The 12,944-nt window shown below is 74.4% G+C and carries 15 protein-coding genes; 8 read left to right on the top strand and 7 right to left on the bottom strand.

The features are described 5' to 3' along the window. Positions 1-102 precede the first annotated feature (102 nt). Entirely contained in the window at positions 103-927 is an 825-nt protein-coding gene (locus AC5WRT_RS36495; RefSeq protein ID WP_496098420.1) for a ribonuclease BN, read from the bottom strand. Positions 928-1,168: 241 nt separating this feature from the next. Here AC5WRT_RS36495 and AC5WRT_RS36490 point away from each other — a divergent pair, with 241 nt between their 5' ends. Further along, positions 1,169-2,215, top strand: coding sequence for an MGDG synthase family glycosyltransferase (locus tag AC5WRT_RS36490; RefSeq protein ID WP_496098444.1), 1,047 nt, complete (start codon positions 1,169-1,171; stop codon positions 2,213-2,215). A 173-nt stretch (positions 2,216-2,388) separates the two neighbouring features. On the opposite strand, the gene AC5WRT_RS36485 is transcribed toward AC5WRT_RS36490, so the two are convergent. The 5 genes from AC5WRT_RS36485 to AC5WRT_RS36465 form a co-directional block, all read right to left on the bottom strand. Then, on the bottom strand, positions 2,389-3,159 hold the full coding sequence (locus tag AC5WRT_RS36485) for a polysaccharide deacetylase family protein (protein WP_496098421.1): 771 nt from the start codon (positions 3,157-3,159) through the stop codon (positions 2,389-2,391). Positions 3,160-3,210: 51 nt separating this feature from the next. After that, complete coding sequence (locus AC5WRT_RS36480; protein ID WP_496098422.1) at positions 3,211-4,131, bottom strand: DMT family transporter; 921 nt, start codon at positions 4,129-4,131, stop codon at positions 3,211-3,213. Positions 4,132-4,137: 6 nt separating this feature from the next. Continuing rightward, positions 4,138-4,992, bottom strand: a complete 855-nt coding sequence (locus tag AC5WRT_RS36475) for an SDR family NAD(P)-dependent oxidoreductase (protein WP_496098423.1) — start codon at positions 4,990-4,992, stop codon at positions 4,138-4,140. A gap of 255 nt (positions 4,993-5,247) precedes the next feature. Next, positions 5,248-5,763, bottom strand: coding sequence for an SRPBCC domain-containing protein (locus AC5WRT_RS36470; RefSeq protein WP_496098424.1), 516 nt, complete (start codon positions 5,761-5,763; stop codon positions 5,248-5,250). A 6-nt stretch (positions 5,764-5,769) separates the two neighbouring features. Beyond that, positions 5,770-6,114, bottom strand: a complete 345-nt coding sequence (locus tag AC5WRT_RS36465) for an ArsR/SmtB family transcription factor (RefSeq protein WP_496098425.1) — start codon at positions 6,112-6,114, stop codon at positions 5,770-5,772. A gap of 165 nt (positions 6,115-6,279) precedes the next feature. Here AC5WRT_RS36465 and AC5WRT_RS36460 point away from each other — a divergent pair, with 165 nt between their 5' ends. The 6 genes from AC5WRT_RS36460 (at position 6,280) to AC5WRT_RS36435 (ending at position 10,565) form a co-directional block, all read left to right on the top strand. Further along, the gene (locus tag AC5WRT_RS36460) at positions 6,280-7,788 is read left to right on the top strand and encodes an MFS transporter (protein ID WP_496100994.1); all 1,509 of its coding nucleotides are present in this window, start codon (positions 6,280-6,282) and stop codon (positions 7,786-7,788) included. A gap of 340 nt (positions 7,789-8,128) precedes the next feature. Further along, positions 8,129-8,377, top strand: a complete 249-nt coding sequence (locus AC5WRT_RS36455) for a hypothetical protein (protein WP_496098427.1) — start codon at positions 8,129-8,131, stop codon at positions 8,375-8,377. Between the two features lie 38 nt (positions 8,378-8,415). Continuing rightward, positions 8,416-8,592, top strand: a complete 177-nt coding sequence (locus AC5WRT_RS36450) for a hypothetical protein (protein WP_496098428.1) — start codon at positions 8,416-8,418, stop codon at positions 8,590-8,592. A gap of 94 nt (positions 8,593-8,686) precedes the next feature. After that, positions 8,687-9,700 carry an iron-containing redox enzyme family protein gene (locus tag AC5WRT_RS36445; RefSeq protein WP_496098429.1) on the top strand — a complete coding sequence of 338 codons (1,014 nt, stop codon included), beginning with the start codon at positions 8,687-8,689 and terminating at the stop codon, positions 9,698-9,700. Then, a complete protein-coding gene (locus tag AC5WRT_RS36440; protein WP_496098430.1) occupies positions 9,701-10,375 on the top strand; it encodes a HemK2/MTQ2 family protein methyltransferase in 675 nt (224 codons plus the stop codon). It begins immediately after the preceding gene. Further along, the gene (locus tag AC5WRT_RS36435; RefSeq protein ID WP_496098431.1) at positions 10,356-10,565 is read left to right on the top strand and encodes a CDGSH iron-sulfur domain-containing protein; all 210 of its coding nucleotides are present in this window, start codon (positions 10,356-10,358) and stop codon (positions 10,563-10,565) included. The genes AC5WRT_RS36440 and AC5WRT_RS36435 overlap by 20 nt, the downstream gene beginning before the upstream one ends. 212 nt (positions 10,566-10,777) lie before the next feature. On the opposite strand, the gene AC5WRT_RS36430 is transcribed toward AC5WRT_RS36435, so the two are convergent. Further along, positions 10,778-11,212 carry a subtilase-type protease inhibitor gene (locus AC5WRT_RS36430; RefSeq protein ID WP_496098432.1) on the bottom strand — a complete coding sequence of 145 codons (435 nt, stop codon included), beginning with the start codon at positions 11,210-11,212 and terminating at the stop codon, positions 10,778-10,780. A 512-nt stretch (positions 11,213-11,724) separates the two neighbouring features. On the opposite strand from AC5WRT_RS36430, the gene AC5WRT_RS36425 reads away from it, so the two are divergent. After that, positions 11,725-12,894: a lactate 2-monooxygenase gene (locus AC5WRT_RS36425; protein WP_496098433.1), complete on the top strand. Its 1,170-nt coding sequence runs from the start codon at positions 11,725-11,727 to the stop codon at positions 12,892-12,894. The last annotated feature ends 50 nt before the right edge of the window (positions 12,895-12,944 follow it).

The following is a 12,944-nucleotide window of genomic DNA, read 5'->3' as shown; positions in this document are numbered from 1 at the left end:
AGGGCGTGTTGCGAAAGTGGCGTCGTCCGCCCGGAGGGCGGGGTCCGCGGCGTCCGGTGCGGCCTGTCCGACCTGATCCGAACGAAACCCCTGGGCCTGTCGTCATTCTCCCGTGTGCCCCGTCTCGTCCCGCGGGCGCTCGTGACGGGCCGGCCGCCAGTGGTGCTCGCAGAACCAGCGGCCGAACAGGGCGCCGCCGTAGATGACGAACCCGACGCCGATCAGCCAGGACTCCACCACGAGCACGGTACCGACGGCGCCGTAGCTGAGCGCGTTGGTGACGATGAGCGGGGTGAACACCAGGTAGGAGAAGGCCCGCAGACCGGCCAGGCCGATGACGGTGGCGAGCGCGCCCGGCAGCAGGGAGCGCCAGTGGACCTGCCCGCCCAGCAGGAAGCGCTGCCCCCACCAGAAGAACAGCACGCCGGTCACCGCGGACACGCCGATCCGCTCGCTCCCGTGCAGCGCGTTCTTGGTCGCGACCTCCTGGTACAGGTAGGCGGTGAGCACGATCAGCCACGTCGCCTGCCGCCACACCCGGTGCCAGGGGCCGGAGGCCAGGCCCCAGATGCGTTCGTAGGCGTTCTGCACGCTGCCGCCGAAGGACACGCCGAACACGGCCAGCAGCACACCGCCCCAGACGCTGGTCGTGCCGATGACGTTGCGCGGCGGGCTGATGACGTCGGTGAGCACATGGGCGGACCGGCCGGACAGGCCCATGCCGTCGGTGAGCCACGAGGCGAAACCGCCCCGCACCAGGGGATCCGCGGCGGCGACCACGATGAGCATGGGCGCCAGCGTCACCAGTGCCAGCGTCGCGAACCCCATGGCACGGTGCATCAGTTCCAGTTCGCGGCCGTGTTCGAGCAGGACCCCGACCCGGAGCCACTCCCAAGCGCGGTGCAAGCCGCGCCGCCACCGCCTCACGGCTCCTCCCGTGCTCGCCGCCCACTCGCTCTCCTGAGCCGATTCATCCACCCCGGCGCGCTTGGGGCAACTCGCGTGCACGCCGTGCCCGGTGATCGCGCCGTGACGACACGGCGGCCGAGTGACCGGTTTGCGGGCGGCGTCCACCGGAGAATCGGACCCCGTGCGTACTCCTGCCGAGGTGCCCTCCGCGAACGCGTCCCAGCCGAGCCGGCGGCGGCCGCTGATCCTCAGTGCGAGCATGGGCGCCGGTCATGACACCGTGGCCGAAGAACTGGCCCGTCGTGCCACGGCACGCGGCCTGAAGCCGCATGTGGCGGACGTCCTGCGACTGCTTCCGTACGGGCTGGGCGGCGGGCTGCGCCGGTCCTACCAGGCGTCGGTGCGGCACTTCCCGTGGGCGTACGCCGGTGTCTACGGCGCCTTTCTGCGCGGCGGGCCCGGGCCGCGCCCCAGCGGGGTGCCGCTGGCCCGGCTCGCCGCCGACGGGCTGACGGACCTGGTGGAGCGGCTGGACGCCGATGTGGTGGTACCGGTCTTCCATCTGGCCGCACAACTCACCGGTCATCTGCGGGCCACCGGCCGGCTGCGGGTGCCGAGCGCCGTCTTCCTCGTCGACTTCGCGGTGCACCGGCAGTGGCTGCATCCCGGCAACGACCGGTACCTGTGCCTCACGGACGAGGCGGCGGCCGAGGTGCGCCGGGCCCTGGCCACGCCGGTGGTGACGACCGGTCCGGCGGTCGCGGCCGCCTTCCACCGACCGGCGCCCGGGGTGGCGGCCTGGCGGGAGCGTTTCGCAGGCCGGGCGCCGGGACGGCCTGCGGTCCTGTTGTCCGCGGGTGCCTGGGGTGCGGCGTACCGCCCCGACGGCACGGCCCGGCTGCTGTGGGAGGCCGGCTATCTGCCGGTGGTGCTCTGCGGGCGCAACGCCCGGCTGCGGGCGCGGGTGTCCCGGGCGCCCGGGGTGCTCGCCCTGGACTGGGTGGACGACATGCCCGGTCTGCTGGCCGCCGGGTACGCCCTGGTGGACAACGCGGCCGGCCAGACCGCCGTACAGGCCCTGGCCGCCGGACTGCCCGTGATCGGGTACCGCCCGTTGCCCGGCCACGGCGTGGACGGCGTCCGGCGGATGTCCGTCCTCGGCGTCTCGGAACTCGCTCCGGACAGCGCCGCGCTGCTGGCCGCCCTCGCCCGCCTGACCGAGGACGGCCCGCAGCGGGCGGAACGGGTGGCTCGGGGGCGGGCGCTGTTCCGTGCCGATCCGATGGCGTGCGCGACGGGACCGTGAGGCGGCGGCCCGCGCCCGTGGGCTCCGACGCCACCCGTTGCGGCGCCCTGCGCCGCCGCCCGTGAGGTCGGCGGCCTCCACGGGCCTCGGCCCCGAGTCCCGGGTGAGGCACGGCGCGCCGCGGCGAGCCCGGCCGGCCCGGCCTCGGTGTGCCCCGCCGCACGCCGCTGCCCTCACCGGCACGCCGCCGCAGTGGACGCCACGGCGGATCTGCCCGGACCGTGGTCGCGGAGCGGCCCCACCGTCAGGCCGGCCTCGCGGCAGCCCTCCACCAGGGCCGGGAGGGCGCCGAGGGTCGAGCGCCAGCAGCCCGGGGCCGCGACGCGGTCGGAGTCGTGCAGCAGGACGGTGCCGCCGTCGCGCAGGTCCGCGGCGACCAGGGCCCGCACGGACGCCGCGGTGGCGTCGGCCGTCCAGTCCCTGCCCCACGCCGACCACAGCACCGGCCGCAGCCCGGACCGACGGGCCGCCAGCCAGCGTCCGGAGGTGAGGATGCCGTACGGAGGGCGGTACCACTGAGGCCGGTGGCCGGAGATGTCGTGCACCGCACGGACGGTCCGGGCGACCTCCTCGGCGTCGCGGGCCGGCGCGGGGCGCCAGGGGCGGTCGTGGGCCCAGCCGTGCACGGCGAGTTCGTGTCCGCGCCGCACCGTCTCCCGGACCAGGTCGGGATGGCGTACGACGTGTTCGCCGAGCACGAAGAAGGTCGCCCGCGCCCCGAGGCCGTCGAGGGCGTCGAGGAAGTGTGGCGTGGACTCGGGGTCCGGACCGTCGTCGAAGGTCAGCGCGATGTGCCGGCTGCGGCCGGCGCCGGAGAGCCGTGGACACAGCAGCAGCCGCACGCCCGGCAGCCAGGTGGCCGCCGGTGCGATGTGCGCGGCCGCGATCCCGGCCGGCAGCAGGAGCGCCGCCTTCCGCCAGCCACGGCCGGACCTCGAAGTCATCGCTGAACCGCCTTCCTGGTCGGGGATCTCGCCTCTGCGCCCGGTGGCGCCCTAACGATGTACCCGGTGCGGGTGACGAGGCGTGCGGGGCGGGCGGTCCCGCGTGTGCGCGTCCCACTCCCGGCCCTCGGCGGAGGCCCGGGCGAGTCCGAGGCTGCCCGCCCCGATCAGCCCGATGCCGATCACTTCCGGGATCACCCGCGGCCCGAGCTGGATCACCTCGTCGAAGAGCACCCAGCCGAGGATGACGCTGGTGATCGCGTCGCCCAGGGTGAGGGCGGGCTGGGAGGCCGTGAGGGAACCGGCGCCCAGCGCGCTCTGCAGCAGCAGGAAGGCGACGCTCCCGACGGCGCCGGTGGCGTACAGAGACCAGTGGCGGAACATCGCCTCCGGCCCCTGGTCGAGCCGCCCCACTGCCTCTTTGAGCAGGGCGGCGGTGGTCGCGAAGGACACGGACGAGGCGAGCCCGAGCAGCGCGGCCCGGGCGGCGCCCTTCGCCGGACGGGCCACCGCCACCAGCAGGACCACGGCCCCGATCGCCGCGGTGCCCCCGGCCAGCCAGGCCCGGGCCGACGCCGTGGGCCGGCCGGCGGACGGCGACGCCGACACGAGGAAGAGGGCCAGTCCGACGGCGAGGGCGGCGAACGCCAGCCAGGTCCGTCGGTCCGGCGCACGCCGGAAGGCGACGCTGCCCACGATCAGCGTGAACAGCAGCTCCGCGGCGAGCAGGGGCTGCACGAGGGACAGGCTGCCCGTGGCCAGTGCCGCGGCCTGCAGCAGGCTGGACAGCGCCAGCAATCCGCTGCCGGCCAGCCAGTTCGGGCGCCGCAGCAGATGCGTGAGCCGGCGCAGGGCGGCCCGCGCCCCGGTGCCCTGGTCGGCCTCCTCCACGGCGGCCCGGCGCTGGAGCACCGAGGCGGCGGCGTTGGAGAGGGCCGCGAGCAGGGCGAGCAGCACCGTCACGCCGGTCATGACCGCTCACCCGAAGCGGGCGGCGAGCCGCCGGTAGAGCCCGGGCGCGGCCCCGCGCACCAGGGCGGGATACCGCAGCCAGCCGGGGACGTACACCTCGTCCTTGCCGTGCCGGACGGCGGTGCAGACGGCGTCCGCCACCCGTTCGGGCGGCACCGGCCGCGGCCAGGCCCGGGTGTAGGGGGCGCCGCGTCGCGCGAAGAAGGGCGTGTCGACGGCGCCGGGGATGACGAGGCTGACGCCCACCCCGGTGCGCCGCACCTCGTACCTGAGAGCGTCGGCGAAGGCGGCCAGGGCGGCCTTGGCGGCGGAGTACACGGCCTCGCCGCGCACGGCGACGCTGCCGGCGACGGACCCGATGAGCACGATGCGTCCCGTGCCGGCCGCGACCATGTGGGGCAGCAGGGCGCGCACGAGGTGCAGGGTGGCCAGCAGGTCGACGCCGACGATCTCGTCGATGCGGGCGTGCGGCATGCCGGCGAAGTCGCCGGCCCAGCCGAGGCCCGCGCTCGCCACCAGCAGGTCGAGGCGTCCCGCGTGGTCCAGGACCATGTCGGTGAGCACACGCTCGGCACCCGGCCGGGTGAGGTCCGCCGGCACGGCCAGCGCGCCGATCGGCGCGGCCACCTGCTCCAGACGGGTGACGTCGCGTCCGTTCAGCACGAGCCGCCAGCGCCCCTCGGCGGCCAGCCGGCGGGCGACGACGGCGCCGATGCCCGAGGAGGCTCCGGTCACCAGGGCGGTGCCGGCCCGGCCCGGCGGGTTCCCGGCGGCTCCGGTGACGGGGTCCGTCCGGGGGACGGAGGTCGCGACCGGCCCGGTACGGTTCGACGGTCCTGCGGGGGGCGGGGCATGGGACATGGTGACGACCTCACTGCGACGTGTCTGCACGGGCTCGCGAGCTCCGGGGCCGAACCCTCGCGGTGTATCCAGGGCGCCACACACTGAAACACCGCGCACGGCGGAACCCCGCCGAACGCGTGCCGATGGTGACCTGAAGGGGGCCGGTTCGCCGGGTGGCCAAGGGCGCAGGGCCGGGGTCGCGACCGCGCCGGGCCCCTGGCGGGAGAAGGGCGGGTGCGGCCGCGGTGCGGGGCGTGCGGGCCGCCCGGCCGGTCAGTCCAGGCCCGGGACGGGGGCGCCGGAGGGGACACCCGCGTGGAGATTGCCCTCGTAGAACGCCTTCCGGGGCTCGCTCATCCCGGAGTGGGAGCCCTCGGAGCGCTCGCCGTGCGCCTTGGCGTCGAGGGCGGCGGGGCACACCTCCCGGCCGGCGCCGTTGCGGGCGGCGGTGTTCGCCTCGCCGAGGACGAACCTGGTGCGCCGCTCGCCGACGGCTTCCAGGTCGAGGTGGAGTTCGTCGCCGCCCCAGGTGAAGGACAGGTGCACGGGCGGGTCGACGGCGATCACCCGTCCGGTGGACTCGGGCACGTCCGGGTCGCCGCCGAAGCGGACGGTACCGCCAGGGCGCAGTTCCATCTCGACGTGGGAGGGGAACCACTGCCGTAGTTCGTCGGGATCGGTGACGAACCGCCAGCCGCGGTCCACCGGATGCTCGTAGGTGCGGCTGAACCGGACGGCGGGGCGACCGTCGTCCAGGGTCAGACAGGTGCCGGTGAGGTCGACGGGCATGATGCCTCAGTCCTTCGGCGGTGAGCGGTGCCGGGCGGCGTCCGGCGCTTCGTCGAGGCGCCGGTCCAGGGCGTCGAGGCTGCGGTTCCACAGCCTGCGGTAGGGCGCCAGCCAGGCATCGAGGGCGGCGATCGGCGCCGGGTCGAGGGCGTGGACGCGCCGCTGTGCGTCCTGCCGCACCCGGACCAGGCCCGCCTCCCGGAGCACCTTCAGGTGCTTGGAGGTGCTCGGCTGGCTGAGTCCGCAGGCTTCGGCGATCTCGCCGACGGGTCGGGGGCCGTCCAGCAGGAGCGCGACGATCGCCCGCCGGTGGGGGTCGGCCAGGGCGGACCACAGCGCTGCGTCGGACACCCGGCCAATATGCCTCAGCTGTTATATGCCTGTCAAGGAATGCATACGGGTACTAAAGAAACGTTGCCGTTTCGTCGGCGCCCGCGTACGCTCCATGTGTACGAAACAGTTTCGTTTAAGGGCTGTTCGCCTCTCTTCCGAACGACTTCCCCGGAGTGGTTCCGCATGCCCCAGAAGACCCTGTCCGACGGCTCCCGAGCGGGGGCCGCGGCCGTCGAGCGAGCCGGAGCGGCCTCGCCGAAGCGGTGGTGGATCCTCACGGTCATCGCGATCGCCCAGCTGATGGTCGTCCTCGACGCCACGATCGTGAACATCGCCCTGCCGTCCGCCCAGCACGCCCTCGGGTTCTCCGACGGCAACCGGCAGTGGATCGTGACCGCGTACGCCCTGGCCTTCGCGTCCCTGCTGCTGCTCGGCGGCCGGATCGCCGACCTGTTCGGGCGCAAGCCCGCCTTCCTCGCCGGCGTCGTCGGCTTCGCCTCGGCCTCGGCGCTCGGCGGCGCCGCGTCCGGCTTCACCATGCTGGTCGTCGCCCGAGCCCTGCAGGGCGCCTTCGGCGCACTGCTCGCGCCCGCCGCGCTGTCGCTGCTCAACACCACGTTCACCGACGCCCGGGAGCGGGCCCGCGCCTTCAGCGTGTACGGCGCGATCGCCGGCGCCGGCGGTGCCGTGGGACTGCTGCTCGGCGGTGTGCTGACCGATGCGCTCGACTGGCGCTGGACGCTGTACGTGAACGTCGCCATCGCGGTCGTCGCCCTCGCGGGCGGCTGGATCCTGCTCGGCAACCACCGGGACGCGGAGAACGCCAAGCTGGACGTCCCGGGTACGGTGATCGTCGCCGCCGGTCTCTTCTCCCTCGTCTGCGGCTTCTCCGACGCCGAGACGCACGACTGGGTCTCCCCGCTGACCTGGGGCTTCCTGCTCGCGGGCGGGGTGCTGCTGGCGGCCTTCGCCTGGTGGCAGACCCGGGCCGCGCACCCGCTGCTCCCGCTGCGCATCCTGCTCGACCGCGACCGCGCCGCCTCCTTCGTCGCGGTGCTGATCACCGGTGCCGGCATGTTCGGCGTGTTCCTCTTCCTGACCTACTACCTCCAGCTCAACCTCGGCTTCAGCCCCACGAGGACCGGTGTGGCCTTCCTGCCGATGGTCGGCGCGCTGATGGTGGCCGCCCAGGTCGGCACCACGGTCCTGGTGCCGCGCCTCGGCCCGAAGGCGGTCATCCCGCTGGGCTTCGCCGTCGCCACGGCCGGCATGGCCTGGCTGACCGGCATCGGACTGGGCTCGCACTACCTGGGCGGGGTGCTGCCCCAGCTGATCGTGATCGGCGTCGGCCTCGGCCTGGTCATGCCGCCGGCCATGCAGCTGGCCACCGGCGGGGTCGCCGCCGAGGACGCGGGTGTGGCCTCGGCCACCGTCAACGCCATGCAGCAGGTGGGCGGCTCGATCGGCACGGCCCTGCTGAACACCCTCGCAGCGAGCGCCGCCACCAACTACCTGTCCGGCCGGGACGCCACCAGCAGGCTGGTGCGGGCCCAGGCGACGATCGAGAGCTACACGACCGCCTTCTGGTGGTCGGCCGGCTTCTTCGCCGCCGGCGCGGTGCTCGCCCTCCTGCTCTACCGGCGTGGGGTGCCCCGGCAGGACGCGGGAGGCCCACCCGTCGTCCACATGTGACGCCCACGGGGTCACCGCCCAGCCCGGGGGGCCGCCGTCAGCAGGGAGACGGCGGCCCCCCGGCCTTCCGCGCGGTGATGTGCGCGAGGCGTCGGCCGCGCTCTGCGGCGCCCTCTTCCCCGTCTTCGTCTGCGGCGGCGCGCCGTGCCGGTGCGTGGTGGCCCGACCGGGCGGCCGGCGGAGCGGTCGCGGTGGCCGCCCCCGCGGCTGCTCGGGCTGGTCCACCTGGCGACCGGTGCCGCCGTCGCCCGGGGGCCTTCGCCCCGTTCACCCGGGAAGGACTCGGCGCTCCGGCGCCCGTCGCCCCGCCCGGCCGGTGGTGAGCGGCCCCCACCGGTACGTGCGCACGGCGGTCCCGGTCCCGGTGGTCGCCGTGCCCACCGGGCAGCGGGCGCTGCTCACCCGGCCGGTGCTCTTCGTCCCCGCCGCGCGGGGATGGGTCCTGACCTGGGTGTTCGTGCGCTCATACGCGGAGCCGGGCCGGGGCGCCGGGTCGGTGCGGCGTACCAGAGCCGTCGGCGGCCGCTGCCGGCCCGGTGGCCGCGGCGCACTCGCCCGCCGGGCGGTTGAGACGCCGGCCGGCGGGTAACTCAGATGATCAGATGACCGGCGGCAGGAGGACAGGCCATGCCCGGTGACGAGAACGACGAGAAGACCCGCAAGGAACAGTTCGACACCGCCCTGGAGGAAGTGCTCCGGGAGGTCGAGGAGGCCGAGAAGCGCGACGAGGACGACGCCGGCGGCGAGGCCGGGGACGCCGTCACGCCGAACACCGAGGCTCAGGAGCAGGCGGGAGAGGACTGAGGGCCCGGCCGGGGAAGCGGTCGTGCCATCCAGCCGCCACCGCGGCCCCGCGGCCGCCTGTGCCTCATCGGGGCCGCACGGGTACCCGGGTCCCATGAACAGCGACGAACGCGGCCCCTGGCTGCCCACGCCCCGCGGCCCCCTCTCCGCTGCGGTCACCGCGTACCTGCGCGGCACCGGCCCCCTCCCCCGTCCCGCCGAGGCCGGGGCGGCGGACCCCTACGGCGACGATCCGCAGCTGGCCCTCTACCTGTGCTACGAGCTCCACTACCGCGGCTTCGCCGACGCCGTCCCCGAGCGGGAGTGGGACCCGGAGCTGCTGCGGGTCCGGGCCGCGCTGGAGCGCCGCTTCCTGTCCGCGCTGCGGAGCGACACGCCGGAGCGTCACAGCCTCGACGACGCTCTCGCCGCGCTGCTGGTCGAACCGGTCGAAGGCACCGGTGTCACCCATTTCCTGTGTGCCGAGGGCCAGTTGTGGCAGCTGCGCGAGTACGCCGCCCAGCGCTCCCTGTACCACCTGAAGGAGGCCGACCCGCACGCCTGGGTGCTGCCCCGGCTGCGGGGCCGGGCGAAGGCGGCGATGGCGGCGGTCGAGTTCGACGAGTTCGGCGGCGGCCGGGCCGAGCGGGTGCACGCGCGCCTGTTCGCCGCGCTCATGGCGGACCTGGGCCTGGACACCGCCTACGGCAGCTATCTGGACGCCGCTCCCGCGGAGATGCTGGCCATAGTCGACCTCATGTCTCTGCTCGGCCTGCACCGCGAGCTGCGCGGCGCGCTGGTGGGCCACTTCGCCGAGGTGGAGATCACTTCCTCGCCGGGTTCCCGCCGGCTCGCCGCGGCCATGCGCCGCACCGGCGCGGGCCCCGCCGCGGAGTTCTTCTACGACGAGCACGTCGAGGCGGACGCGGTCCACGAGCAGGTCGTACGCCACGAGGTCATCGGCGGGCTGCTCGCCGAGGAACCGGAGCTGGCGGCGGACATGGCCTTCGGGATCGACGCGACCGAGTACCTGGAGGAGCGGCTGGGACGGCGGCTGCTCGCCGACTGGCGCGCCGGGCGCTCGTCCCTGCGCACCCCGCTCATGCCGGAAATTTCCCATACATGCTGAATGCCGGGGTACTCGCGCGGAGTGATCGCTTTGATACTGCCGGGCGTGTACGCCCCGCAGGAGGACACCGAGTTGCTGACCGAGTCGCTCCACGCGGAGGCACCGGCGCCCGGCAGTCAGGTGCTCGACGTCGGCACCGGCAGCGGGGCACTGGCGCTGGAGGCGGCCCGGCACGGTGCCGAGGTGACCGCGGTGGACGTGTCCCGGCGGGCGCTGTGGACGGTACGGATGAACGCCTGGCTGTCCCGGCTCCCGGTGCGGATCCGGCGCGGCAACCTCTTCGGACCGGTGCGGGGCCGCACCTACGACCTCATCCTCGCCAATCCGCCGTACGTTCCCGCACCCGAGGCCGGGCGCGGGCCGCGCGGCCGGTCCCGGGCCTGGGACGCCGGCCGGGACGGGCGGCTGCTGCTGGACCGGATCTGCCGGGACGCGCCCGTGCTGCTGCGCCCCGGGGGTGTGCTGCTGATCGTGCACTCCGCGCTCAGCGATCCCGACCGCACCCTGCGACTGCTGCGGGCCGCGCACCTCGAGGCCACCGTGGTCCGGCGGCGCCGGATCCCGTTCGGCCCGGTGCTGCGCTCGCGGGAGGACTGGCTGCGCCGACGCGGCCTGCTGGATCCTGCCGCCCGGATGGAGGAGCTGGTGGTCGTCCGTGCCGAACGAACGCGCTGAGGGGGCGCGCCGGGTCACCCTCCGACGCCAGGGGCCACTGCTGGTCGAGGGGCCGGTGGAGGTCGAGCTGGAGGACGGCACCACGGTGTCCTCGGACCGTTTCCGGGTCGCGCTGTGCACCTGTGGGCGCAGTCGCCGCTATCCGTGGTGCGACACGAGTCACCGGCGCAGGATCAGGAACGGTGGTTGAAACCGGTTGATTTTCGCCGCTCCCCGGGACAGGGCCCCCCACGGGCCCGCCCGGGGAGCGGCTGTGTGCCCGGAATCCGGCGGGCGGCCCCACTCCGCCCGTCGGTTCCGGTGCGAGATCGCAGGTTCCCCGCTCCAGGGGCCGCACTCCCCGGTTGCGGACCTGTTCCGGCGTGTGCGGGGTACGTGCGATCCCGGTCCTTGAGGACTCCCTCAGAAGGCGAAGACGCCGCCGCCCACGGAGTCGCGCACGCACGCGTTGCCGAAGGTGCGCTCGTACGAGACGCGTTTGCCCTGCCAGACGCCCTGGACGGTGACGACGACCGGGTCGTACAGCTTGGTGCACCACACGTCGTCGGCCGGCTTCAGGGCGTCGAAGTCACCCCCGGTGCCGCTCAGTTCGGCGCAGGCCCGGACCGCGTCCGGGTGGGTGCCGGAGGGTGTCGGGGCGCAGGTCAGGGTGACGGCGCGCTCCGGGGTGGCCGTGGCCGCGTCGCTGCCGTGGCCGGTGGTGAGGACCAGCGCCGAGGGGGCGTAGAGCGACGACGGGGCGGCGCCCGGCGCAGCGACGGCGGCCCCGGTCAGGGGTCCGCAAACGGCGGCGGCCGTGAGGCCGAGGGCCGCTGCCCAGCGCGCGGTGTTCCGCATTGTGTGCATCCTTCCGCTCGGATAGACGGGTGCCGGCTCCGGCCCGGTGGGCACCGGAGCGGCGAGCGCCACTCTGCCGAGTCCGCCGCCGAAACACACATCGAACCCACGGCTTTCGGTAACCTTGCGTGTTGAATCAGTGGCGTGAAGTCACGGAACGGGCGCGCGTCAACCCCGCAACTGAGCGGCTCTTGATCACTGAAAGCGGTCACATGGCCGAAAATCACCTGCTCGTTAATCGGCCTGAAACATTCCGGGTTCACTTCCACTGAAACCTTTCACGACGCCTTCACGACTCCTTGCGTTCATGAACACGCGAACGCGCCCCGGTGCGTCACCGGGAGGGGGCGCAGAAGTGGATCTCTCCCCGCCGCGGCTTCCGGGTGCAAACGACGTTCGGGTGCCGGTCGGGGCTCGGGGCGGGTCGACGGCCTCCCGCCGGGCGGAGCCGCGCCCACCGGCGGGTAACGTCGGCGCGGCGCAGGCCCGACGACGAGAGGCGGGACGTACGGATGGCGAAGCACTGGGCCGATTTCCAGTACGAGATCTATCTGAACGGGATGACTGGTGCCGTGCCGCGGCTGCCCACCGACCTGACCCGGCTGGAGGAGCTGGCCGAACACCGGCTCGGTCCCGGCCCGGTGGGCTATGTGGCAGGAAGCGCGGGCGACGGCAGCACGGCCTGCGCCAACCGGGCAGCGTTCGCCCGCCGCCGGATCGTGCCGCGCATGCTGCGTGACGTGTCCGAGCGCGATCTGTCGGTCGAGGTGCTCGGCAGGGCGCTGCCGGCGCCGCTGGCGCTGGCGCCCGTCGGCGTGCTGTCGATCATGCATCCGGATGCCGAGTCCGCCGCCGCGCGGGCCGCCGCCGCGCAGGGCGTGCCGTACATCCTGTCCTCGGCGTCGAGCACGCCGATGGAGCAGGTGGCGGAGGCGATGGGCGACGCCGAGCGGTGGTTCCAGCTGTACTGGGGCAAGGACCTTGAGGTGACGCGGAGTTTCCTCAGCCGGGCGAAGGCCACCGGATTCTCGGTGCTCGTGGTCACCCTGGACACCCCGCTGCTGGCGTGGCGGCCGCGTGACCTGGACCAGGCGTATCTGCCGTTCCTTCACGGGGTGGGCACCGCCAACTACTTCACCGACCCGGCGTTCCAGGCGGGCCTGGCCAAGCCGGTGCACGAGGACCCGAACGCGGCGGTGCTGCACTTCCTCGGTCTGTTCGGCGACCCCGGCCACACCTGGCCGGACCTGGCGTTCCTGCGCGAGCACTGGGACGGCCCGATCGTGCTCAAGGGTGTCCTGCACCCGGACGACGCCCGGCTCGCCGCCGACGCCGGGGTGGACGGCGTGGTCGTCTCCAACCACGGCGGCCGGCAGGTGGCGGGCTCCGTCGCCGCGGCCGATGCGCTGCCCCGGGTCGCCGAGGCGGTCGGCGACCGGCTGACGGTGCTGTTCGACAGCGGGGTGCGCACCGGCGACGACGTGTTCAAGGCGCTGGCCCTCGGCGCGCGGGCGGTCCTGCTCGGCCGCCCGTACGTCTACGGACTCGGGCTCGACGGTCAGGCCGGGGTGGAGCACGTCGTGCGGTGCGTGCTGGCGGAACTGGACCTGACGCTGGCTCTGTCCGGTCACACCGGTCCGGGGACGGTGTCGAAGACCGACCTGACCGAGGCCCCGGACTGACGATGCCCGCCGAGCGCTCCGCCGGGATGCCGCCGAGCGCGCCACGAGGT

This window comes from Streptomyces sp. NTD91, from assembly GCF_059510455.1.
Note: the sequence above shows the minus strand (reverse complement) of the source record. Positions and strands in the feature narration are given on the sequence as shown.